Genomic DNA, 22,391 nt, shown 5'->3' with positions numbered 1-22,391 from the left:
AAGCAGTCAGCGCAATTTCCTTTTGTGGTCGTAACCGCCCGGGCGCCCGGCGCTGCGAGCACGCACAGCTGAAAACATGGAGAGGCTCCAATGAAGCATGGAATCTATTATTCGTATTGGGAACAGGAGTGGAGCGCCCCGTTCGCACCCTATATCGAGAAGATCGCCAGGCTTGGCTTCGATGTCGCCGAAGTCGCCGCGCATCATATCAACGAATACAGCGATGCGGATCTTGCCCTCATCAGGCAGGCCGCAAAGGATAATGGGATTATCCTGACGGCGGGAATCGGTCCTTCGAAGACGAAGAACCTGTCGTCGCCCGACAGCGCCGTCCGAAAGGCGGGCCGGATGTTCTTCGAACAGACACTGAGGAATGTCGCCAAGCTCGACATCCGGACGATCGGTGGCGCACTGCACTCCTACTGGCCGGTGGATTACTCCCAGCCGGTCGACAAGGAAGGCGACCGGGCGCGCGGGGTCGAAGGTATTCACGACATTGCGGACTTTGCCAACGATCTCGGTGTCGATCTCTGTATTGAAGTTCTCAATCGCTTCGAAAATCACGTCATCAATACGGCTGCCGAAGGCGTGGCCTTCGTGAAGGATGTCGGCAAGTCGAATGTCAAGGTGATGCTCGATACGTTCCATATGAACATCGAGGAAGACAGCTTCGGTGAGGCCATCCGCACCGCCGGGTCGTTGCTGGGTCACTTCCATACCGGCGAAAGCAATCGTCGTGTTCCGGGCAAGGGTAGAATTCCCTGGCACGAGATCGGTCTTGCCCTGCGCGAGATCGATTATACCGGCGCTGTCGTGATGGAGCCCTTCGTCAAGACCGGTGGAACGATCGGGTCGGATATCCGGGTCTGGCGCGATCTCAGCGATGGTGCGGACGAAGCGAAAATGGATGAGGATGCACGCGACGCGCTGGCATTTTCCCGCTTCGTGCTTGGGGGCTGATCGTCGCCGCGGCAATGCCGACGGAACGTGCGACTGCTCCGGCTGTCCTGCGCACTCGGCTGAATGGGAAGCGCCCGGTATGATGCCGGGCGCTTGTGATGAAGCATTCGTGAAACTCGGCCAGGGCCTCCGCGACGCGGAGCCCTGTCGATGACCTGAGGACGTTACCATGAGTAGCATGGAAGACAATGCACGCCGGATCGCCGAAGCGGCCCTGCAAAGGCTCGCCGAGGCCGGAAACCGTCGCGTTCTCATCGCCGTTGCCGGAGCGCCGGGGTCGGGAAAGTCGACGCTTGCGGAACGTGCCGTCGAAAGCCTCAACGCGCAGCATGGAGGGAGCGCGGCGCTCTTTCCCATGGATGGCTATCATTATGACGATATCGTGCTGGAGGCCTTGGGACGGCGCTCCTTCAAGGGGGCGATCGACACGTTCGATGCGCACGGCCTGAGGCATATGCTGCAACGCCTGAAAGCGAACACGGATGATGTTGTCGCTATTCCGCTCTTTGACCGTGCGATCGAGATCGCGCGCGCCGGCGGCAGGCTCATCCCGCAATCAACCAGCATCATCATCTGCGAGGGGAATTATCTTCTCGCAACACAATCGCCCTGGGATCGCCTCAAGCCGATCTTCGATTACACGATCTTCGTTGATGTCGGCGAAGATGAATTGCGTCGCCGCCTGCGGGAACGCTGGCGCGGTTTCGGCCTTGACGAGGCCGAGGTCACCCGGAAGGTCGAAGAAAACGACCTTCCGAACGGGCTGGCCATTATTTCCATGAGCGCCGAACCGGACCTGCGGCTGAAGAACTCTTGAGGGAGACGGTCGTTGTCGGATCCGGAGCCTGATGGTTCGATCTTTTCCTCCGTGTAGACGACGGGCCATGTAGATCGGGGCCCAAACAACCGGCAGGCTAACGCGCCACTGTTCTCCGGGGCGGTTATTCGTAGCGATCGTGGCGGCGCACCCAATCCATTCCCTCGGCCTCGTTGCGACCCTTCGGAGCCAGATCGAGCATGTCGTAGGCGCCCATCATCACCTCGACGCCGCGCCCGTAGGTGGAGTAGGTACGGAAGATCTCACCCGCGTCGTCCTTGTAGAAGGCGCTGACGCCGGGCCATTCCTCACCGGTTTCCCGCCATTCGCCAAAGTTGTAGTCGATACTTCCGGTGGCGACCTCTTCCGGGGTGAAGCTGACACGAAAATCGTAGTTGAAATCGTTGCCGAAGGACGACACCCATTTAAACTGCCAGCCCATGCGTTTGCGATAGCGCTCGATCTCGGCCAGCGGCGCGCGCGAGACAGCGATCATGGTGACGTCGTGATGCGCCAGATGCTTGTTCATGCCGTCGGTGTGATCGGCCATGTAGGAGCAGCTCGGGCAGCCTTCCTTCCATCCCGGCGCGAACATGAAATGCTGCACCAGAAGCTGTGACCGGCCGTCGAAGAGATCGGCCAGCTTGCGCGGCCCCTCCAGCGTGTCGAACACATATTCCTTGTCGATGCGCACCCAGGGCAGGGCGAGCCGCTCACGAGCGACTTCGTCGCGAAGACGCGTGAGTTCCTTCTCCGCTTTGAGAAGATCCCGGCGGGCGATCAGCCAGTCATGGTGTGAAACAACAGCGTGTTGCATTGTCAGTCTCCTTCGGTTTGGGTGACGGGGGTTTTGGAACGCTGCGCGTGGGCGGAAAGGAATTTCAGCCACGGCGACAGGTGAAAGAGGCTCATCAGTGCGTACATCAGGGCCATGTCGTTGATCGGCAGGAAAGCCGGGGCGGCGGAACACAGCGCCATGCCCGGCGAGCCGACGGCAGAAATCCAGGCCATCAGCGCGAGGGTCGGGGCGGCGGCGAGCCTTAACCGGCAAGCCGCATCGACCGGCGGCACGGGGGCGGCACGGGGGACGAAGCGACCTTTCCTGTTATTGTGCGCATTGTCATTTCCGCTCCTTTCACCGAATTTTCCGCTCCGGCGGTTGTGATACAAAGAGGCTAACGCGGGCAAAGGGCCGGATGAGAGTTACAAGTGTGACGGGATTTCTATGGATTCGCTGATCACGGCCGCCGCACGTGCGCTCTCGGCTGGCGATCCGCTAGCCGCGCTGAAGTGGATCGCCCTGCGCGACGACCCACCGGCGCTGGCGTTGCGCGGCATCGCGATGGCGCAACTCGGCGACCTTGCGCGCGCCCGGGAGCTTCTGCGAAATGCGGCACGTAGTTTCGGCCCGAATGAGCGCGTGGCCCGTGCGCGTTGTGCCGTTGCCGAAGCCGAAATCGCGCTTGTGTCGCGCGATCTGGGCCGATCCTTGCAAACGCTCAAGGCGGCGCGGGCGGTACTCGACGCGTCCGGCGACCGAAGGAACACCGCGCACGCCGGCTATCTCGAAGCCCGATATCTGCTCCTGATCGGCCGTCTCGATGAAGCCGAGGCGGTGCTCGATCGGTTCGATGCCGACACCCTGCCACCTGCTTCGCGGGTCGGACGCGAGTTGGTGGCAGCGGGCATAGCCATCCGTCGCATCAGGACGGAGCCGGCGGGACGCGCTCTGGAACGGGCAAGAGGGGCCGCGCAAGACGCGCGCATCCCGGCGCTTGCCGCCGAGGTCGACCGGGCCGCGCGGGCGTTCGCGGCGCCGGCGGCGCGTCTCGTCACCCGCGACGCCGAACGGCTGCTCCACCTGGAAGAAGTCGAAACGCTATTGGCTTCGGATACGCTGATTGTGGACGCCTGCCGCAACGTCGTGCGTGCGGGGAGGACGATCGTTCCGATCGCCACTCGTCCGGTGCTGCTCGCACTCATGCGTGCCCTTGCGGAAGCATGGCCGGAAGATGTGGCGCGTGAAACGCTTCTCCTGCGCGCTTTCCGGGCGCGGCAGGCCGACGAGTCCCACCGGGCGCGACTGCGTGTCGAAATCGCCCGGCTGCGCGAGGCGGTCAAACCGCTGGCGGCGCTGGGTGCGACCAAACATGGCTTTGTGCTGCGGCCTCGCACCACGGGCGACGTTGCGGTGCTGGCGCCGCCCGTCGAAGGAGACCATGCCGAAGTGCTCGCACTGCTCGGCGACGGCGAAGCCTGGTCGAGTTCCGCATTGGCGCTGGCATTGGGCGTGAGCCCGCGTACGGTGCAGCGGGCACTCGAAAATCTCGCCCGTGACAGCAAGGTCGAAGTCCTCGGGCGCGGGCGTGCCTGCCGCTGGGTCGCCCCGATCGTGCCCGGATTCCCGACAAGCTTGTTGCTCCCGGTCGAGCGCCTTTCCGGTTAAAGTCTTTCCAGCCGAAGCGAGATCGCTTCGGCATCGGATAATGCGGTGAGCCGGATTTCACCGGAATTTCTCCAGGGTGAGGACATGAAACATTCAGCCGCCGAAATCATCCGTGAGTATGGCCCCCTTGCCGATGTGGACGAGGTGGCCGGGGTCAGCTTCGACGGCGATCTGGTCTGGGTCGCAACCGGCGAAAGGCTGCATGCTCTCGATCCCGAAAGCGGAGAGATATCGAGATCGCTCGCCGTCGCCGCCCATGCGGGAACGGCATTCGACGGCAAGCACCTGTTCCAGATCGGGGATGCCGTGATCCGCAAGATCGATCCCCGGACCGGCGCGGTGGTCGCCACGATACCGGCACCCGGCGGCGGCGGCGACTCGGGGCTGGCCTGGGCGGAAGGTTCGCTCTGGGTCGGCCAGCATCGCGGCCGTAAGATCCATCAGGTGGATCCGGAGACCGGAGAAGTGCTGCGCACGGTAGAATCCGACCGGTTCGTCACCGGCGTCACCTGGGTTGACGGCGAGCTTTGGCACGGCACATGGGAAGACAGCGGGAGCGATCTCCGCCGCATCGACCCCGAGACGGGTGAAGTGCTCGAGCGACTGGACATGCCGCCCGGGGTCGGTGTCTCGGGGCTTGAAGCCGACGGCGGTGACCGCTTTTTCTGCGGAGGCGGGAGCAGCGGAAAGATCCGGGTTGTTCGACGGCCCGGGCAGGGCCTCAAATAAGCGTGAACCTCAGGACTGGCTGTTACCGGCAAGGCCGGGCGTTCATTTCAGGGTCGGCGGCTCGGCCAGCAAGGCACGGTAGCGGCTGAGGCTTTCCTCCAGATGCGCGGCAAGCGCCTGTTTTGCGGCCTTGGCGTCGCCTTGCGTGATGGCCGCGAGGATGGCGGCGTGCTCCTTGTTGATCTTCTTCAGATAGGCATTGTAGGAGCGGCCGGACTGGCTGTGCTTCAGCACGAGGTCGAAATTGATCTCGCCCATGACGGCTTCCAGAAAGCGCGGAAAATGCGGGTTGCGCGTCGCTCTGGCGATGGCGAGATGGAATTCGAAATCGGCGTGTGCCTCGATCTCGGCATTGTCGGTGTCGAGGTTTTCGATACGGTCGAAGGCGCGGGCGATTTCGGCAAGCGCTTCCGGCGTGCGGCGCAGGGCCGCAAGCGCCACCGACTGCATCTCGACGCCGAGGCGTAATTCCAGAATCTGCATGGCCGAGCGGATGTCGTCGATGCGGCTGATCTCGAAATTCAGCGTCTTTGCATCCCGTTCCGTCACATAGACGCCCGAACCCTGACGGGCGATGACGCGGCCCGCGACCTTCAGCGAGGTCAGCGCTTCGCGGATGACGGTGCGGGAAACGCCGAACTCCTCGCAGAGCCGCGCGCTCGACGGAATTTTTTCGCCCGGCGCATAGAGGCCGGAATCGATGCGTTCCACGAGTTTGGCGACGACGATTTCAGCAAGATTGCCGCGCTGCGTGATGATCGACATACCGATACAGCCCTGCGTTATTCCTGGCATTCATCATACATCATATGTGGTATCCATACCGGAAGGAAGGGCGGGATCGCCTTGTAGAAGCGCGCGGATGGCATGAAGCGGATGAGGAAGTCTGCGGCCGTCGATGATCCTGGCCTGCGAGCGGCAGGAATAGCCGGTTGCCATCACGATATCCTGCGGGCCGGTGGCGGCAAGCGCGGGCTGCCAGCTCATCGCGTAGAGCGTTTCTGAAATTTTGCGGTTGCGTACCTCATGGCCGAAGGTACCGGCCATGCCGCAGCAGCCGGTTTCGTCCGCAGCAAGGTTTACGCCCAGTTTTTCGAAGACGGCCTGCCACTGGCCAACGGCTGCCAGTGCGTTGGTGCGCTCCGTGCAATGGGCCATGAGCCGGTAGCTTCGTCGCTGCGGGCGGGCCGGCACAGGACGGCTGTCGAGCGCCATGGCCAGCCATTCCTGCGGCAGGAGAACGCGGGCCTGAAGGCCGGTGCCGGCATATTCGCTCCGAAAGGCGAGCGTCATGGACGGGTCGATGCCGACGAGCGTCACGCCCGTTTGCGCAATCCGGTCCAGAGCGGCGGCGGTGCGGCGCGCGGCCTTCCCGAAGGCGCCAAGGTAACCATGCACATGCAGTGCCTTGCCGTTGACCAACGGCGGCGTGATGAAGGGAGAATATCCGAGCAGTCGCGCCACCTCGACAGCATCCAGAAGGACCTGCGGATCGAAATGCTCGGTAAAGGCATCCGGCACGAAGACGATGGCGTTTTCCCGCGCCGCCGCATCGAGCCGCGCCAGCGCCGCCGGGGTGGCGAGAGGCACGTTTCGCCGGTGAAGTTCCCGGCGCGGCGACAGCGGTGGCAGGAGGGGCAGCGCCGTGAGGTCCACGCGGCGCATCGCGGCCTGTCCCGCCGCGGAGCCGGCGACGAGATTGTAGAGCGGTCGCATCCGCGCCATCAGCGGCAGGGTGGTTTCGATGGCGGCGACCAGCGGATCCTTCAGCGGCCGCAGATAACGCTGGTAATAGAGTGCAAGGAACTTGGCGCGGAACGCCGGCACGCTGACCTTGACGGGACATTGCCCGGCACAGGCCTTGCAGGCGAGGCAGGTATCCATCGCCGCGCGCACCTCATGCGAAAAATCGTCGCGATTGGCGGGATTGAGGCTGTTCCACAGACGGTGCACGAGGCCGAGCGGCTGCCGCCGTGCGGCCTCGCGGCGTGGATCGACGCCCTTTTCGGCAAGCCGCCGCAGCCATTCGCGCATCAGCGAGGCGCGGCCCTTCGGCGAGAAGCGTCGGTCGCGCGTCGCCTTGTAGGAGGGGCACATCAGCCCATCGGCATCGAAATCGAAGCAGGCGCCGTTGCCGTTGCAATAGGCGGCATTGTCGAAGGCGGCGCGGATCTCGTTGCCGATGTCGCGGTCGAAAGTGCCGCGTAGCGGAATCTCGTCGATTTTCGGCAACGCCTTGCCGGCGGGCGCGACGATCTTGCCGGGATTGAGCTGGCCGAGCGGATCGAAGGCCGCCTTGACCGCCTGCAAGCGTGGATAGAGCGGCCCGAAGAAGTCCGGCACATATTCCGAGCGCACGCCCTTGCCATGCTCGCCCCAGAGAACGCCGCCATATTTCTTCGTCAGCGCCACGACGGCGTCGCTGACCCGACGCACCAATGCCGCGTGCTCGGGGCGGGTGAGATCGAGTGCCGGGCGCACATGCAGCACGCCGGCATCGACATGGCCGAACATGCCGTAGGCAAGGCCTTCCCCGTCGAGCAACGCCCGGAACTCCCGGATATAGGCGGCGAGGTTTTCCGGCGGAACGGCCGTATCCTCGACGAAGGCGACCGGGCGGACCGGTCCTTCGACATTGCCAAGCAGGCCGACCGCGCGCTTCCTCATCGTCCAGACGGCGTCGATCTCGGCCGTGCCGTGGGTCGTCGTAAAACCCCTGCGGCCGGGAAAGGGGCTGTTCTCCAGCGCCGCCGTCACGGCCGAAAGCTTTTCCGCCAGTTCCTTCGGCGTATCCGCCAGGATTTCGGCGATGTTGATGCCGTTTGCGGGCCCGTTCGCATCGTCGGGAAAGAAGGCCGCGATGCGGGGCCAGACGATGTCGCTTTTCGCCAGCCGCAGCACCGTCTCGTCGATCGTCTCGACCGAAGCGACGTTCAGAGCCACGAGGTTGCGGGCGTCTTCCAGCGCTGCATCGAAATTGTCGTAGCGGATATTGACAAGCGCAGCGTGGGCCGGAAGCGGCAGCAGATTGAGTTCCGCTTCCGCAATCATCGCCAGCGTGCCTTCCGAGCCGCACAGCACGGCGTTGAGATCGAACGCGCCGTCCTCCCGGATCAGATGGGCGAGATTGTAGCCGGTCATGAAGCGGTTAAGTTTCGGAAAGATGCGCTCGATATCCTCGCGGTCATCGGTGGCGATGCGCGCAAGCGTGCGGTGGATGCTGCCGATGCGGTCGTCCCGTGCCTGCAATGCCCGCAATTCCTCCTCGCCTGCCGGTCGGGAGGAGAAATCGGTGCCGTCCGTCAGAACGACCCGCAAGCCGACAACATGATTGCTTGTCTTGCCGTAGAGACAGGAGCCCTGACCGCAGGCATCCGTCGAAATCATGCCGCCGATCGTCGCCCGGTTCGAGGTGGAAAGTTCGGGCGCGAAGAACAGGCCGTAGGGGGCGAGCGCCTTGTTGAGCTGGTCCTTGACGACGCCCGCTTCCACCCGGGCGATGCGGCGTACCGGATCGATCTCCAGAATGCGGTTCATATAGCGTGAACAATCGACGACGATGCCTGTCGTCAGCGACTGGCCGTTGGTGCCGGTGCCGCCGCCGCGCGGGGCAAGCGTGACGCCGGAAAATTCCGGACGGGCAAGCGCCCTGGCGATGCGCTTCAGGTCGTCGATATCTTTCGGGAATAGAATGCCGGCCGGCTCGACCTGATAGATCGAATTGTCGGTGGCAAAGACATTTCGATTCGCCGCCGCCTGCGCAATCGTGCCTTTAAAGCCGGAACCGGCGAGATGCCGCAGGAAAGCCGCGCTGAGGATGGAGGCATGCGCTGCGCAGGTGAGGCGAGGGATCATGGAGAGGCCAAAGAACGAACTTGCGCTTCCTAAAACTTATCATATAAGTGATAGCACACTAATGCAGTGGCACAACCCGAAATCACGAGGCAGGAAGCATGAAGAACCAGTCTGTTGTCATCGTCGGCGGCGCTTCGGGTCTGGGGCTCGTGACGGCCAAGCTGATGATCGCGCAGGGCGCGACGAAAATCGGCCTGATCGATCGTAACGAGGCGCTGCTGGCCTCTTCCGCCGCGGCCCTGGAAGCGCTTGGCGCGGAGGTCGCGACCACCGTTGCCGATATTTCCCGCGCCGAGACAGCCCATGGCGGCTTCGAGGCGGTCGCCGACCGGCTCGGCCGCATTCATACGCTCGTCAACAGCGCGGCGATCTATCCGCGCAAGCCCATCCTCGAGATCACCGACGAGGACTGGGACCTCGAAAACGCCGTCAACGTGAAGGGCACCTACCACATGATGGTGGCGGCGGTGCGCCATATGCGCCAGTTCGTCAATGCGCCGGAGGTAACCGGCCGCATCGTCAACGTGACCTCCGTCGATGCCTTCAAGGCCCATCCGCAGAATGCCCATTACGCCGCCACCAAGGCCGCCGTCGTCAGCCTCACCAAGTCCTTCGCGCAGGAATGCGCCGCAGACCAGATCCTGGTGAATTCGGTCGCGCCCGCCGGCTTTGCGACGGATCGCGCCAAGGAACTCGGCTTCCTGCCGGAGCTTGCCAGGGCAAGCGCGCTCGGCCGTGCGGCCGAACCCGTCGAAATGGCGGAATGGATCGTCATGATGGCATCGAGCCGCAACACCTATGCCACCGGCGAGAATGTCGTCATCAGCGGAGGCTACATCTATGTCTGAGGCCTATCGCGTCGCCGTCGTCACCGGCGCCACAAGCGGTATTGGCAAGGCCGTCGTGCCGGTGCTGCGTGCCCGTGGCCTCACGGTCTACGCCGTCGGCCGTAACGAGGCGCAGCTTGACGAACTTGCGGCTTCGACCGGCGCGATCCCGGTGCAGGCGGATGTGCGCGATACCGCCCGCATCGCTGAAGCGCTCGAGGGCGTCGAGGTCGACATTCTCGTCAACAATGCCGGCATCCTCTCGACCCGCGCGGCGTTCCAGGAAATCGATCCGGCCGAGATCGACGCGATGATCGACGTCAACCTCAAGGCGCCGCTGCATCTGACGCGTGCCGTGCTTCCGGGCATGGTGGCCCGCAAGCGCGGCCATCTGATCTATATCGGCTCCAGCGGCGGGCAGGCGCCCTATCCGAACATGGGGGCCTATGGCGCTTCCAAGGCCGGGATCAGCCTGTTCTGCGACAATCTCCGGCTCGACCTGCTCGGCACCTCCGTCCGGGTCAGCGAGATTGTCCCCGGCCGTGTCCAGACGGACCTTTACCGCACCTCGATCGCCGATGGTCAGGCGCAAGCCGTGCTTTATGACGGCTACCGGCCGATCCAGCCGGAACATGTCGCCCGCATTATCAGTGACGTGATCGCACTTCCTGTCTATGTTGACGTTGCCCGCGTCGAGGTCTTCCCGACCGATCAAGCGACGGGCGGCGGAACGATGGTGAAGTTCCCCATCTGAGAAGGAGAATGTATGGCCGAAGCGGTTCTGGGTTTTGTCGGGACCGGCACGATCACGCAGGCGATCGTCGAGGGGTTGCTGGCGGACGGACGAGCGACGCCCGATATCATCGTTTCCCCCCGCAGCGTATCGCGCGCGGCCCAGCTTGCCGCCGGTTATCCGAACGTCCGTATCGCCAGTGACAATCAGGCGGTGGTCGACGATGCTGAAATAGTCGTGCTCGCCATCCGCCCGCAGGTGGCGGAGGCTGTCGTGCGCGAGTTGCGTTTCCGCACCGGGCAGCGGGTGCTGAGCCTGATCGCCGCCGTCGACAGCGAGCGGCTGGGTAGATGGATCGATGCCGACGTGTCCATCGTGCGTGCCGTACCGCTCCCCTTCGTCGCCGAGCGGCATGGCGTGACGGCGATCTTCCCGCCCGACGCGGCCATGCGCGCGCTTTTCGAGCCGCTCGGAACGGTCGTAGAAAGCCCGACGGTGGAAGCGTTCGAGCTTCTGTGCGCCGCAAGCGCGCTCATGGGCACCTACTTCGGTCTTCTCGAACGGGCGGTGGGCTGGCTTTCGGAACAGGGTATCGCCGAGGTGGACGCCCGTGCCTATCTCGTTGCACTTTTCTCCAGCCTCGGCCGGACTGCGCAAGGCGCGCCGCAGGCCTCGCTTACAGACCTGCGTCACGAATTCTCGACCCGGGGCGGACTCAACGAGCAGATGTTCTCCGTCTTCGAGACGCAGGGCGGCACGGCGGCGTTGATAGAGGCTCTGGATAGCGTGCTTGCGCGCGTGCGCCAGCAAAACCAGGGATAGGGGACCTTCTCATGCCGGTCTGAAGGGTACGTCCCAAAAGCGGGACCCTATGGCTATGGCTCCGGATTCCGCCGAAATTCCAGCCGAAGTGGATCGCTTCGACGTCGGATAATGCGGTAAAACAATATATTAGAGCAATCCCGGCCGGATTCCGCCGGGCCTGCTATTCCACAAAGAATCGAACCTCCATGTCGTGGCGATATATTTCGCCGGGTTGAAGGCTGGTGGAAGGGAAATGCGCATAATTGGGAGAGCACGGGTATTTCTGGGTCTCGAACGCGACGCCGGAATACTTCTCATAGGGGTGGCCGCCTTTTCCAACGATCTTCGGATTGAGATAGCCGCCGGCATAAATCTGCACGCCGGGTTCGCTGGAACTTAGGCGCATAGCTCTTCCCGACGTCGGATCGCGCAGGGTCGCGACGGGACGCAGGCCCGGACCGAAGCCACGCAGAACCCAATTGTGATCGTAGCCGCTGCCGTCCTCGGTGCGGCGGCCAGATCCGGCATTGACGATCTGGTCCCGATCCTCGCCGAGCGTCTTTTCCTGCCGGAAATCGAAAGGTGTGCCGATGACGGTTCGAATTTCGCCGGTAGCCAGAAGCTCGTCATCGACGGGTGTGTAGAAATCCGCTTCGACCTGAAGAAGCTGGTTCTTCAGATCGCCGCCCGCATGGCCGGCCATGTTCCAGTAGGAATGGTTGACCATGTTCAGAACGGTGGCCTTGTCCGTCACGCCGGTCATGGTGATCGTAAGCCGGTCGTCGTCCGTCAAAGTGTATTTTACCGTCAGTATCAGGTTCCCTGGAAAACCTTCCTGGCCGTCGTTTGACACCAGCGTAAAAGTGACGGAGTTTTCCGCCTCATTGGCGTGAGCGTCCCAAACTTCCTGATCGAATGCCTTGTGTCCCCCATGCAGGTGGTTCGGGCCTTCGTTCGCCGTGACCTGAATTTCCTCGCCGGCGACAAGGAAGCGGCCCCCGGTGATCCTGTTGCCATAACGGCCGCAGGTCGCGCCGAAATAGGTGTCCGATCTGACGTAGTCATCGAGCGTGTCGAAGCCGAGAACAACGTCGGCCAGCGTGCCGGCCCGGTCGGGAGCGGTCATGGACACCAGCCGCGCGCCATAGCTGATCACGGCCGCTTCAAGCCCGTTGGCGTTCTTCAGGACAAATTTCACGATGGACTTGCCGCAAAGCGATCCATAGGGGGACTGGGTGATTGTCATCGATGGTTTCCTAGAGCATTTCCAGCCGAAGCGAGATCGTTTCTGCTCATTCATATCCCTGCGATCAGGGTGGCGGCAAGGGTGACCGCCGACAGGTGGTTGGCAGCCGGTCGATCATATCGAGTCACTGTGACCCGGATCTATCGACTGGGCCCGCGATCGATCAGGTCCTTGATGGCCACGCCAAGCGCAACGAGGATCACAAGGCCGATCAATCCAAACCCGACCGTTACGGCGGTCGACCATGACGACGCCGAAAGGGAAGCGAAGACCGCCGCCGTAATCATGGCGATGCCAACGGACGTCCCGATACGCTGGCCGGTCTGCATGATGGCGCCGGAACTTCCCGCATAATCCAGCGGCACATCGGCCAGTGTCAGCGTCTGGTTCGGGCTGATTACCGAGCCCTGCGCGAGACCGACGAGCGATAGCGACAGCAATAGCCACCACACGCTGAGATCGCCGCTCTCATGCAGTTGAACGACGGCAATACTTGCGGCGAGCCCGATGATGCCGAGAATCAATCCGCCGATGACGATTTTGCGGCCGTACCGCATCACGCGTTTTCCCGCCCAATCCGATGCATATGCGGAGAGCAGGGCGGCAGGAACGCCGAATAGTCCGGATTCGAGTGCGGTATTGCCGTTGCCTTCCTGAACATACAGCGCAACCAGCACCCAGATGCTCGTCATGCCCAGGAAATACAGCGTCATGATGATGGCGCCGTTGGTGAAGCTGCGGGTGGAGAATATCTCCAGATCGACCATCGGGCTGCCGCCTCGGCGCGCGTGGCGCTGCTCCCATCTTACCCAGAGATAGACGAGAAGGACGCCAAGCGGCAGCAACAGCCATATCAGGGCCGAGTTGTGCGATTCCACGAACGGGAACAGGATTGCGAGCACCGCCAGACCCAGAAGCGCCGCCCCGATCGGGTCCAGTGAACGCAGCCGCTGCATCGTGTTTCCCCAACTGCCCCGAGCCGAGTGCGGCGTGAGGCTGATGAGGGGCTTGGGGAACCATAGCCATCCCAGGGTGAGGGCGATGACGCCGATGGGAACATTCACCAGAAACGTCAGCCGCCATCCCAGGTCCGGACCGCCCATTTCGATCAGGAATCCGCCCAGGACGGGACCTATCGCGACGGAGACGCCCACGGCGGTTCCAAAGTAACCGAAGGCGCGTCCGCGCGCGTCGCCGCGGAAATATTGCTGGATCATGCCAAGCCCTTGCGGGTTCAACAGACCGGAGCCGAGGCCTTGAGCGAACCGGGCCATGTTGAGCCACATGGCGTTGGGGGCGAGACCGGCGGCCACCGAGGCGGCCGTGAAGATACCGACCCCGAAAAGGAAGATGCCGCCGCGGCCCATGATGTCGCCTGCGCGGCCGGCGGCGACCAGAACGATACCGAATGTCAGCGCATAGCCGGACAGCACCCATTGCATGTCGGATAGCGAAGCATTGAGGTCGCGCTGTATGGACGGGAGAGCCACGTTGACGATGCTCACGCCGACAAGCGACATGAAAATGACGGTAAGGAGCACCGCCAGAATGCGCCATCGTACCGCATCCGAGATCAGATCGGTATCGGGCAGTCCTGAAGGTTCCTGATTGTGTGTTGGCGACAATTCTTCCTACAGACCAATGACTTTGGCGAAACAGGGGGAGAGGGAACAAATACCGCATTGAGCCCTCGATGCGGTGGTTTGATATCGTAAAGACGGCTCATTCCAGAGCCGGACTCTTGCCGGGCATGACATGATCTGCGATTTTAATCCATCTTTTGGCCGCAAGTTCGAACCCTTCCTGCGGAGTTGCGGTCTTGAGCGAGGAAAGCGAGGTTGCGGCCACGATGTTTTCCTTTCGATCTGCGGTAACGGCCAGGAGCTTATCGGGAGAATCTCGCGGGGCAAGCCGTCAACGGATGAAATCGTTGCGCCGGGAGTTGCCGCACGCACGGTCCCCTCTGGATAAATAGAGCGGGTGCAGAAAGACGCGGTCCCGAAGCCTCCAAACAATGGACAGGATGCGCTATGCCGGGCGATGGTCGCTGACGGTCCAGTTTTCGGGGATCGGATCAGTCGGCAGGTGTCAGCTGCCCCCATCTGGCGAGCCTCGACACAAGAACACCGGCAGGGCTTCTTGCATCGATCTCACGCCGGTTTCACAGGACGGACCGTGTGACCCGGCTTGCAGGCGGTTCAGGCCGGGCGGGCGGCCATCCGGATTTTCTTAAGCGGATCCGCGCGCTATGCCGGTTATCGTCTCGGCCAACCGATCGACATCGTCCGGTTCGGTTGCATATGAGGTGACGAACCTTGCCAGCGGGCCTTCCTTCTCATCGTCTATCACATAGAATTTCACGCCGGAGGCTTGCAGCTTCTCATATGCGGAACCGGCCAATTTCAAGAAAACCATGTTGGTTTGCACTGGAAAATGCGGGGTCAGCGATGAATTTTGCCGGAGCGCCTCATCCAGTCTTTTTGCCATCGCATTTGCGTGATGCGCCGCGGTCGTCCAGAGGTCATCCCGGAAATAGGCGTCGAGCTGGCTTGCCAGAAACCATAGGCGCGAAGCGAGGTGGCCGGAACGCTTCATCAGCCGTTTGAAATCACGCGCCTTCTCACGATCGAAGAAGACGACGACTTCCGCGCCTATGGCTCCCCCTTTTGTCGCGCCGAGACACAAGACATCGACACCGGAGCGCCATGTAAGCTCGGCAGGGTCGGAGCCGGAGGCGGCGACAACATTGGCGAAGCGTGTGCCGTCCATATGGAGCCCAACGCCACGGCTTTTGGTCCAACTGCCGAGTTGCGCCACCTGCTCCACCGCATAATATGTTCCGAATTCGGTTGCCTGGCTTATGGAAACCGCCGTGGTGCGTAGTTGATGGATGTCGTCGCTGGTTCCAAAACCGCGCACGCATGTCGCGACATCCAGCTTCGCGCCCTCTCCCTCCAATGGCTTCAGCCTGTTGCCCTGCGTGTAGAACTCGACGGCGCCGCACTCGTCCATATTGATATGAGACGACCGATGGCAGAGGATTTGCCCGAAACGGCCGGATATCGTTGCAAGAGCCAGCGCATTCGCCGCCGTTCCCGTCAGGATCGGAAATGCCGCAACGTCGCATTCGAATATCGCCGCGAGCCGCTCTTCCACGCGCCCGGTGATCTGGTCATCGGAATAGGCATCCATCCAGGCGCGGGAGTCACGAAGCGCCGCATCCAGGATTTCAGGAGCCGGTGGCGACACATTGTCGGACCGGAAGTCTTTATTGTTCATTGTTTGCAACCAGGATTTCTTCGCGGGAGATATCGGTGAGAAGGTGGCCAAGGCAGTCGCCGCGGCGCACCCTGCCTATCGCTCTGGCGCAGATCCATATGCCAGAGCCGGGAAAGGTCACTTGCGTTGCCGGCCGTGCCGGTGTTTCCGGGTTGAAAATGGTCCCGGCCAGCTCGCCTTTGCGGACGTCGTCGCCGAGATCGGCCGCCGGCTCGAAAACCCCGTCATGGTCGGCATAGAAATAATGTGACTGGGATGCGGTCATCAGCCGGGCTTCGAGTGGCTCGCCCCATTCCGGCGGCAAGGGAGCAAGGTCCAGATGCGCCATCAAGCGATAAATCGCCCGTTCCGCGACCCATGTGGCGCGGCGTGAAATTCTTCCGCCGCCGCCGAACTCGCCGCTGAGATACATCACGTCCTGTCGATAGGCCGCGCGTCCGGCCTCCGGTCCTTGCGGAATGCCCTTGTGGATCCAGGCGATGGGCGCATTCATGAATTCGAGCGCCGCCAGCGTTTGCGCCACCGTCTGACTGTCACCGGAAACGCTTGCATAGGTGCAGGGCAGATAGTCCAGCGAACTGCCGCCGGAATGGAAATCGAAGACCACGTCACACATCGGAAGGATGACATTCGTGATGTAGTTCGCGATGCGCGACGTCGGGCTGTCGGAGAACATGTCGCCGAAACAGCGGTTGAGGTTGCCGGCGTCCAATGGCGAGGTTCTCGTTCCCTCCATGGCGGCTGGCAGGTTTGCGGCAGGCAACACGATGATACGGCCGGAAATCGCTCTGTAGTCGAGAGTCTGGATGAGCCGCGTGAGGATCGCCTGGCCCTCATATTCGTCGCCATGCGATCCCGCCATCAACAGCAGCGTCGGCCCGCTCCCGTTCTTGAAAAGGGAAACAGGGATCGAAACGAGACCATAGGCCGAGCGATGGACGGAGTGTTCCAGGTTCAGGAATGAACCCTGCCGCCCGTCGCGGTTCCATTCAATGTCCGTCCAAAGAGGCGACAGTGACAAGAGGTGTCTCCCAAAAGCCGCATTGCGGGTGCCGGGTCGGTCCCTTCACCCGCAATGTCGTGAATTTTATCAAGGTTCAGGTTATCAACATCGATCCTGTGGCGCCCGTCCGTCGAAATGGACGCAACGGGCGCCGACGGTTCAGTCGGCCAGCCAGACGCGTTCGGCGACCTTGTCGCCCGACAGGTCTGAAACAACACTCGGCTCGAAACCGCGCACGCGGCTTCCTTTCGCATCCAGATAGTCCGCGAAAACAGGAATGACGCTCGGCCCTTCGCCATGGAGGATTGCCTGCATCTCGCCGTAGATTTCCTTGCGCTTGTCGAAATCCAGCGTTGCCTGGCCTTCCGCAAGAAGTTTGTCGAACCTCTCGTTGGACCAGAAGGACTCGTTCCAGGCGGCCCCGGATTTGTAGATAAGCGAAAACGTCTGATCGATCGGGCGCGTGAACCAGACGGACATGCAGAATGGAACCTTCATCCAGGTATCCGCCCAATAGCCGTCGGCGGGCCGGCGGACGATATTGAGATTGACGTTTCCACCAGCCGCCGAACTCTGGAAGTGCGCGGCCATGTCGAGGGCTTCGGGATAGACGGCATCCGAGGTGAACAGATCGAGCGTCAGCTGGTCGAGGCCTGCTTTTTCCAGATAGAACTTCGACTTGTCCGGATCCAGCTCGTGCTGCGGCAAGTCCGCATTGTAATAGGGGTTCGAAGGCAGAATCGGATGGTCGTTGCCGATGCTTCCGAGGCCCGAAAAAACGGAATCCAGCACTTTCTGGCGGTCGAAAGCGTGCTTCAACGCCATCCGTACGTTGTTGTCCGAGGTCTGCTTTGCATTGGCGAGCGCGACGAATGTCCAATGCAATCCGCCCGGGCTGCGGACGATTTCGATATTGGGGTCGTTCGCCAGAAGCTTGACGATCTTCCTGTCCATGCGGTTCACGATGTCGGCCGCCCCGCTGCGAAGCGCCGTCACCCGCGCGGTGGCGTCGTTGACCACCGTGAATTCGACGCTATCGACATGCGCGCGATCCGATCGCCAGTAGTTCGGGTTTTTCCCGACCGTTGCGCGAAGGCCCGGTTGAAAGGTCTCCAGAGTATAGCCGCCCGTTCCCACCAGATTGTTGAAATCCGTGAACCCTTCCGGCACGATCAACGCATGCAGATCGGCGAAGGACGCCATGAAGTCGGCGTTTGGCTGCTCCAGTTCGAAGGTGATCTGGTTTTTGCTATCGGACCGGATGTCCTTTATGGCGCTGAAAATGCCTTTCGCGCCCGAGCTGCTTTCATCGCCGCGGTGAAGGTTGATCGAATAGATGACGTCGGCGGCCTCCAGCGTCTTGCCGTTGTGGAAGGTCACGTCCTTTCGCAAGGTGACGATCCAGGTCGAGCCGCCTTTGGTCTCCCAGCTTTCCGCAAGCTCGGGCGCCATTGTTCCATCCGGCAGGATTTCGACCAGCTTGTTGCAGATCGAAACGGCAATGTTGCGGACGACCGGCTCGGTGAAGGTTCGCGGGTCGAGCGTATCGTTGGAGCTTCCGCCAGCCAGCGCCAGGCGTAGCGTTCCGCCTTTCCGGGGTGTTTCGGCACGCGCGCCTCCAAATGCGGTCCCGGCGAAGGTCGCCGCAAGCCCCAGTTTGGCCGCGCCGGACAAAACCGCGCGGCGCGTCGGAGACCAACGCAAATCAGATGGAAATTTCATAGTTCCTCCCTTGGTGAATGGACAGTTCGCCCTGATGATCGGCGTTATGCGGACTGGCGGCGAAGTTCGGAAAAATCACGCAGGTCGTCAGCGAGGCTTGCTTCACCGTGAACCTGAACGGCCCTTTCGGCTGCAAACGGGTCTCGCGCCAGGATTGCCTCGACGATCGGGCGATGCCAGCTCGTCAGGTCAATTCGGCTTGGCCAATGGGTTTCCGACCAGCGATAGAGCCACTCCACCTTGTTGGAGAGGCCGAAGTACTGGCGGGTCAGACTGGCGTGTCCGGCAAGATTCACGATCGTTCGATGAAAATTGAGATCGGCATCGACCCGCTCGGCGCCGTCCTTGCCGGATTGCGCACTCTGGAGGCGCTCGAACGCAGCGGTGATGCCCGCCTCGATCGTTTCATCCACGGCGGCTGCAACCAGACGGGCGGCCAGGCCCTCGAGCGCCCCGCGAAGCGTATAGGTTTCCCAGAGTTCCTTCTCGGAAACGTCCCGCACCGACCATCCCGAATAGGGCTGCCTGACGATCAGGTCTTCCGACTCCAGGATCGAAAGGGCTGCGCGAACCGTGCCGCGGCCGGTGCCCAGCCGTTCCGACAGGACGATCTCGGTCAGGCGCTCGGCAGGCAGGAGCCTTCCGTGCACAATCTCGTTTCGAAGCTGCGCGGCCGCCCGATCCACAAAACTGAGCTTGTCGATTTTCATTTCATCCTCCGGCCATCATGTCTAGCGTAATAATCGATTGTCGACAATCGATAATCGACTCCGTTTCTCTCTAAAAGTCAGCTGCCCTGGAGCGGGTGTTTCCTCGCGGTGTCGTGTCGGAGGAATCATGGCGTTCATACAGCGTTCGTTCCGATTTTCAGCAGGGAAGGCCGTTTCGTTCAGGTAGTTTGGCTACATTATCCATCGGGTTTTGACGGAAGCGAATGCGTGAAATGGCGTGGCTCACGGGATTAAGTGGGCGCTTATGACGTGAAATATCATAAAAAAGCGGGGAGGATGCCGTCGAACAATGTGAAAATGTAGTTGAATTACATTTTCACATTGTCTAGCATCGATCTGCGCGACCAATCGAGGTGCTGTCGGGCACGCCGGAGGAGCGCGGGTGGAGATTTGCTTACCGGGAGGGGAGCTATGCTTAGGAAGCTTGTGAAGACGTCGCTGTTCGCTGCGACTGCTGCCGTCGCGCTTTGGCCGGCGGTTCATGCCGTTCCGGCCGCTGCGCAGGAAGGCGACAATATCGGTATCACCATCGGCTGGGTGCCGCCGGATATCACCGGTGTTTTCAAGACTGCGACCGACTTTTTCGAACTGGCTGCCGAAGACGCCAACAAGAACGGCTTCGACGTCAAGATCCTGACGAAGTCGCCCACCAGCCCCACGGCCTTCGCCGAACAGGTCAGCATCATCGAGGACATGATCCAGCGCAAGGTCGACCTGATCGCCGTGTCGCCGGCCGAGGTGGCGACCGTCAAGCCGGCGCTCGTCCGGGCGAGAGAGGCCGGCATTCCGGTTCTGGTCGTCAATCTGCTGGAGCCGATCGAAGGCGTCGACGTCTCGTCCTATATCGGCTTCGACAACACCCAGGGCGGCGAAGTGAGCGCCTATTCGGTCGTCGACTATTTCGGCGGGCCGGGGGTTCTCGGCGAGGGCGAGAAGGTCGATATCGCGCCCGGCACCTATCTCGACCTGAAGTTCTGGGAAGATCTGGCCGCCGGGCTTTCGCCTGAGGAAAAGGCGCAGATCAAGGCGCGCGGTGCGATTATCGAAGGTGTCGCGGGCGGTTTCTTCTCCACGGCCCGCCTCAACGGCTTCCGCAAGGTGCTGGAGCAGTTCCCGGGTATCGAGATCGTCGGGGGCACCTGCGCGGGAGACTGGAACCGCGAGAAGGGCACCCGCTGCGCCGAGGATATCCTTCAGGCCAATTCCGGCAATCTCGACTTCATCTGGGCGGCCTCCAACGAAATGGGGCTGGGCGCGATGCTGGTCGCCGGCTCGCAGGACCGTCTCGAAACCGCGCAGGATGGAGCGACCATCGGCGACGCAAAGGTCGCGATCTTCACCAATGACGTGACGCCGGAATCGGTCGACCGTATCGCCGAGGGCAAGATCATCGCGGAGACGACGCATGGTTTTGCGGACTGGGGCTGGTTCGGCACGAAGTTCGCGGTGGAACTGGCTTGCGGCATTGATGTGCCCGCGACCTTCGATATCCGGCCGCGCACCGTCTATGAGGCGAATGCCCGCAACTTCTACCCGGAGCCCAAGCTCGAGCCGATCGACTGGAAAAGCATCCGGGAAAATTGCAAGAAGGCCGGCTAGGTCCTCCCGAGGGTACGGGGCGCGCTCTTTTCCATCTGGAAGGAAGCGCGCGCCCCGTGCCGCCGTTCCACTCTTTATCATGGATGAGCGGCGCCGGAGACCGGGACACCCCTTTCGGGGCCGGTTGCCGGTGGCGGTCTTGACGGCATGAACCAACACGAAATTCTACTGAAACTCGAAAATGTCGAGAAGCGCTTTCCGGGCGTCGTGGCGCTGAAGTCGATCTCGCTCGACGTCCGGGCGGGCGAGGTGCTGGTCCTGCTCGGCGAGAACGGCGCGGGCAAGTCGACGCTGATGAAGATCCTCGCTGGCGAACAGGCGCCGACCAGCGGCGACATTACCATCGGCGACCGGAAGGTTTCCGCGCTGACGCCGACGCTGGCCACCGAACTCGGCATCGGCCTCGTTCATCAGGAGCTAAGCCTGATCCCCGCTCTGAGCGTGGCCGAGAACATCTTTCTCGGCCGGTTGCCGCGCAATGCCTTCGGCAAGATCGACTGGAAGAAGGCGCGGAAGGAGGCCGGGCACGCGCTCGAAGCGCTCGGCGTTTCCATCGATCCGGCCGTGGAAGTGCGCAGCCTGGAGGTGGCCGAGCAGCAGCTGATCGAGATCACCCGGGTGCTTGCGCGCGGCCCGCGCATCCTGCTACTCGACGAGCCGACCTCGGCGCTCTCCGATAGCGAGCGCAGCCGCCTTTTCGACGTCATCCGCCGGCTGAAACAGCGCGGCCACGGCATCATCTACATTTCGCACCATCTGTCGGAAATCCCGATGATCGCCGATCGCGTCACCGTGCTGCGTGACGGCGTCGTCGTTGACACATTGCCTGCCGAAAAGGCGGATGAGAATACGGTGATCGGCCTGATGGTCGGGCGCAGGCTTGAGGAACAGTTCCCGAAGGAAGTGGTTCCGCTCGGCGAACCGGTCCTGAAAGTGGCGGAACTTGCCGCGGGAAAGACGCTGAAAGACCTGTCCTTTTCCCTCCGGCGGGGCGAGATCCTGGGGATCTACGGCCTGATGGGCGCGGGACAGGCCGAGATCGCCGGCGCCCTGTTCGGCTTGCAGCCGGTCCGTTCCGGAGCAATCGAGGTCGAGGGCAGGCCAGCGCATTTCAAGCACTCCTCCGACGCGATCGCCGCCGGCCTCGGGTTGATTTCCCGCGATCGCCGCGAAAGTCTGGTGCCGATGCAGCCGGTCGGGCCGAACCTCAGCCTGTCATGGCTGGCCGGCAGGTCGCTGTTTTCGCGGCTTGACCTCGCCCGCGAGCGTGACGAAGGCAAGCGCTATGTCTCGGACCTGCGTATCCGCCCGGCCTCGACCAGCCAGAAGCTGTTCTTCTTCAGCGGCGGCAACCAGCAGAAGGTCATTCTGGCGCGCTGGATGTCCAGCGGCGCGCGGATCCTGATCTTTGACGAGCCCACGCGCGGCATCGATGTCGGCGCCAAGGCGGAAGTGTTCGCGGTGATGAGCCGGCTGGTGTCCGAAGGCGCCTCCATCCTGATGATCTCGTCGGAACTCAATGAACTGATCGGCATGACCGACCGTGTTCTCGTCATGAGGGGCGGGCGCGTTTCCGCCGAACTGCCGAGAGAAGACGTGTCGCAGCAGAATCTGCTGCACTATGCCAGCTAGAGCATTTT

At 62.2% G+C, this 22,391-nt stretch carries 20 protein-coding genes; 9 read left to right on the top strand and 11 right to left on the bottom strand.

Features of this window, described 5'->3' with window-relative positions; translation table 11 throughout:
- Positions 1-90 precede the first annotated feature (90 nt).
- Positions 91-960 (top strand): D-psicose 3-epimerase, encoded by an 870-nt coding sequence (locus KYK29_RS08385; protein ID WP_254690434.1) that lies wholly within the window; start codon positions 91-93, stop codon positions 958-960.
- A gap of 169 nt (positions 961-1,129) precedes the next feature.
- A complete protein-coding gene (locus KYK29_RS08380; protein ID WP_254690433.1) occupies positions 1,130-1,777 on the top strand; it encodes a nucleoside/nucleotide kinase family protein in 648 nt (215 codons plus the stop codon).
- A 124-nt stretch (positions 1,778-1,901) separates the two neighbouring features.
- Here KYK29_RS08380 and KYK29_RS08375 read toward each other — a convergent pair whose 3' ends face one another.
- On the bottom strand, positions 1,902-2,594 hold the full coding sequence (locus tag KYK29_RS08375; protein WP_254690432.1) for a DUF899 domain-containing protein: 693 nt from the start codon (positions 2,592-2,594) through the stop codon (positions 1,902-1,904).
- A gap of 2 nt (positions 2,595-2,596) precedes the next feature.
- On the bottom strand, positions 2,597-2,947 hold the full coding sequence (locus tag KYK29_RS08370; RefSeq protein WP_254690431.1) for a hypothetical protein: 351 nt from the start codon (positions 2,945-2,947) through the stop codon (positions 2,597-2,599).
- Between the two features lie 55 nt (positions 2,948-3,002).
- On the opposite strand from KYK29_RS08370, the gene KYK29_RS08365 reads away from it, so the two are divergent.
- On the top strand, positions 3,003-4,223 hold the full coding sequence (locus tag KYK29_RS08365) for a helix-turn-helix domain-containing protein (protein ID WP_254690430.1): 1,221 nt from the start codon (positions 3,003-3,005) through the stop codon (positions 4,221-4,223).
- Between the two features lie 84 nt (positions 4,224-4,307).
- Positions 4,308-4,952 carry a Vgb family protein gene (locus tag KYK29_RS08360; protein WP_254690429.1) on the top strand — a complete coding sequence of 215 codons (645 nt, stop codon included), beginning with the start codon at positions 4,308-4,310 and terminating at the stop codon, positions 4,950-4,952.
- A 42-nt stretch (positions 4,953-4,994) separates the two neighbouring features.
- Here KYK29_RS08360 and KYK29_RS08355 read toward each other — a convergent pair whose 3' ends face one another.
- Both KYK29_RS08355 and ydiJ read right to left on the bottom strand, forming a co-directional pair.
- Positions 4,995-5,717 carry a FadR/GntR family transcriptional regulator gene (locus KYK29_RS08355; protein WP_254690863.1) on the bottom strand — a complete coding sequence of 241 codons (723 nt, stop codon included), beginning with the start codon at positions 5,715-5,717 and terminating at the stop codon, positions 4,995-4,997.
- A gap of 33 nt (positions 5,718-5,750) precedes the next feature.
- Entirely contained in the window at positions 5,751-8,807 is a 3,057-nt protein-coding gene (ydiJ, locus tag KYK29_RS08350) for a D-2-hydroxyglutarate dehydrogenase YdiJ (protein WP_254690428.1), read from the bottom strand.
- Between the two features lie 98 nt (positions 8,808-8,905).
- Here ydiJ and KYK29_RS08345 point away from each other — a divergent pair, with 98 nt between their 5' ends.
- From KYK29_RS08345 to KYK29_RS08335, 3 genes are read left to right on the top strand one after another with little or no spacing between them, the layout of a single operon-like run.
- On the top strand, positions 8,906-9,655 hold the full coding sequence (locus KYK29_RS08345; protein WP_254690427.1) for an SDR family NAD(P)-dependent oxidoreductase: 750 nt from the start codon (positions 8,906-8,908) through the stop codon (positions 9,653-9,655).
- On the top strand, positions 9,648-10,388 hold the full coding sequence (locus tag KYK29_RS08340) for an SDR family oxidoreductase (RefSeq protein WP_254690426.1): 741 nt from the start codon (positions 9,648-9,650) through the stop codon (positions 10,386-10,388). The genes KYK29_RS08345 and KYK29_RS08340 overlap by 8 nt, the downstream gene beginning before the upstream one ends.
- Before the next feature lie 12 nt (positions 10,389-10,400).
- Entirely contained in the window at positions 10,401-11,189 is a 789-nt protein-coding gene (locus tag KYK29_RS08335; protein ID WP_254690425.1) for a pyrroline-5-carboxylate reductase, read from the top strand.
- 163 nt (positions 11,190-11,352) lie between these two features.
- Here KYK29_RS08335 and KYK29_RS08330 read toward each other — a convergent pair whose 3' ends face one another.
- The 7 genes from KYK29_RS08330 to KYK29_RS08300 form a co-directional block, all read right to left on the bottom strand.
- Positions 11,353-12,417: an aldose epimerase family protein gene (locus tag KYK29_RS08330; protein WP_254690424.1), complete on the bottom strand. Its 1,065-nt coding sequence runs from the start codon at positions 12,415-12,417 to the stop codon at positions 11,353-11,355.
- A gap of 140 nt (positions 12,418-12,557) precedes the next feature.
- Positions 12,558-14,042 carry an MFS transporter gene (locus KYK29_RS08325; protein WP_254690423.1) on the bottom strand — a complete coding sequence of 495 codons (1,485 nt, stop codon included), beginning with the start codon at positions 14,040-14,042 and terminating at the stop codon, positions 12,558-12,560.
- 97 nt (positions 14,043-14,139) lie between these two features.
- Positions 14,140-14,265 carry a hexameric tyrosine-coordinated heme protein gene (locus KYK29_RS08320; RefSeq protein WP_254690422.1) on the bottom strand — a complete coding sequence of 42 codons (126 nt, stop codon included), beginning with the start codon at positions 14,263-14,265 and terminating at the stop codon, positions 14,140-14,142.
- A gap of 381 nt (positions 14,266-14,646) precedes the next feature.
- Entirely contained in the window at positions 14,647-15,696 is a 1,050-nt protein-coding gene (locus KYK29_RS08315; protein ID WP_254690421.1) for a threonine aldolase family protein, read from the bottom strand.
- Positions 15,686-16,717, bottom strand: coding sequence for a succinylglutamate desuccinylase/aspartoacylase family protein (locus KYK29_RS08310; RefSeq protein ID WP_254690420.1), 1,032 nt, complete (start codon positions 16,715-16,717; stop codon positions 15,686-15,688). Before KYK29_RS08310 ends, KYK29_RS08315 begins: the two co-directional genes overlap by 11 nt.
- 141 nt (positions 16,718-16,858) lie before the next feature.
- Positions 16,859-18,421 carry an ABC transporter substrate-binding protein gene (locus tag KYK29_RS08305; RefSeq protein WP_254690419.1) on the bottom strand — a complete coding sequence of 521 codons (1,563 nt, stop codon included), beginning with the start codon at positions 18,419-18,421 and terminating at the stop codon, positions 16,859-16,861.
- 44 nt (positions 18,422-18,465) lie between these two features.
- Positions 18,466-19,131, bottom strand: coding sequence for a GntR family transcriptional regulator (locus tag KYK29_RS08300; RefSeq protein WP_254690418.1), 666 nt, complete (start codon positions 19,129-19,131; stop codon positions 18,466-18,468).
- A gap of 432 nt (positions 19,132-19,563) precedes the next feature.
- Here KYK29_RS08300 and KYK29_RS08295 point away from each other — a divergent pair, with 432 nt between their 5' ends.
- Both KYK29_RS08295 and KYK29_RS08290 read left to right on the top strand, forming a co-directional pair.
- Positions 19,564-20,751 (top strand): sugar ABC transporter substrate-binding protein, encoded by a 1,188-nt coding sequence (locus KYK29_RS08295; protein ID WP_254690417.1) that lies wholly within the window; start codon positions 19,564-19,566, stop codon positions 20,749-20,751.
- Positions 20,752-20,898: 147 nt separating this feature from the next.
- On the top strand, positions 20,899-22,383 hold the full coding sequence (locus tag KYK29_RS08290) for a sugar ABC transporter ATP-binding protein (RefSeq protein WP_254690416.1): 1,485 nt from the start codon (positions 20,899-20,901) through the stop codon (positions 22,381-22,383).
- Positions 22,384-22,391 lie beyond the last annotated feature (8 nt).

Origin of the sequence: Shinella daejeonensis, assembly GCF_024281235.1 — a bacterium.
Classification (GTDB): Bacteria; Pseudomonadota; Alphaproteobacteria; order Rhizobiales; family Rhizobiaceae; genus Shinella; species Shinella daejeonensis.
Note: the sequence above shows the minus strand (reverse complement) of the source record. Positions and strands in the feature narration are given on the sequence as shown.

Excerpts from the sequence above, each read along its gene's own strand:
- KYK29_RS08385 (WP_254690434.1), top strand. The coding sequence starts at position 91 with ATGAAGCATGGAATCTATTATTCGTATTGGGAACAGGAGTGGAGCGCC.
- KYK29_RS08380 (WP_254690433.1), top strand. The coding sequence starts at position 1,130 with ATGAGTAGCATGGAAGACAATGCACGCCGGATCGCCGAAGCGGCCCTG.
- KYK29_RS08375 (WP_254690432.1), bottom strand. The coding sequence starts at position 2,594 with ATGCAACACGCTGTTGTTTCACACCATGACTGGCTGATCGCCCGCCGG.
- KYK29_RS08365 (WP_254690430.1), top strand. The coding sequence starts at position 3,003 with ATGGATTCGCTGATCACGGCCGCCGCACGTGCGCTCTCGGCTGGCGAT.
- KYK29_RS08360 (WP_254690429.1), top strand. The coding sequence starts at position 4,308 with ATGAAACATTCAGCCGCCGAAATCATCCGTGAGTATGGCCCCCTTGCC.
- KYK29_RS08355 (WP_254690863.1), bottom strand. The coding sequence starts at position 5,717 with ATGTCGATCATCACGCAGCGCGGCAATCTTGCTGAAATCGTCGTCGCC.
- ydiJ (WP_254690428.1), bottom strand. The coding sequence starts at position 8,807 with ATGATCCCTCGCCTCACCTGCGCAGCGCATGCCTCCATCCTCAGCGCG.
- KYK29_RS08345 (WP_254690427.1), top strand. The coding sequence starts at position 8,906 with ATGAAGAACCAGTCTGTTGTCATCGTCGGCGGCGCTTCGGGTCTGGGG.
- KYK29_RS08340 (WP_254690426.1), top strand. The coding sequence starts at position 9,648 with ATGTCTGAGGCCTATCGCGTCGCCGTCGTCACCGGCGCCACAAGCGGT.
- KYK29_RS08335 (WP_254690425.1), top strand. The coding sequence starts at position 10,401 with ATGGCCGAAGCGGTTCTGGGTTTTGTCGGGACCGGCACGATCACGCAG.
- KYK29_RS08330 (WP_254690424.1), bottom strand. The coding sequence starts at position 12,417 with ATGACAATCACCCAGTCCCCCTATGGATCGCTTTGCGGCAAGTCCATC.
- KYK29_RS08315 (WP_254690421.1), bottom strand. The coding sequence starts at position 15,696 with ATGAACAATAAAGACTTCCGGTCCGACAATGTGTCGCCACCGGCTCCT.
- KYK29_RS08305 (WP_254690419.1), bottom strand. The coding sequence starts at position 18,421 with ATGAAATTTCCATCTGATTTGCGTTGGTCTCCGACGCGCCGCGCGGTT.
- KYK29_RS08300 (WP_254690418.1), bottom strand. The coding sequence starts at position 19,131 with ATGAAAATCGACAAGCTCAGTTTTGTGGATCGGGCGGCCGCGCAGCTT.
- KYK29_RS08295 (WP_254690417.1), top strand. The coding sequence starts at position 19,564 with ATGCTTAGGAAGCTTGTGAAGACGTCGCTGTTCGCTGCGACTGCTGCC.
- KYK29_RS08290 (WP_254690416.1), top strand. The coding sequence starts at position 20,899 with ATGAACCAACACGAAATTCTACTGAAACTCGAAAATGTCGAGAAGCGC.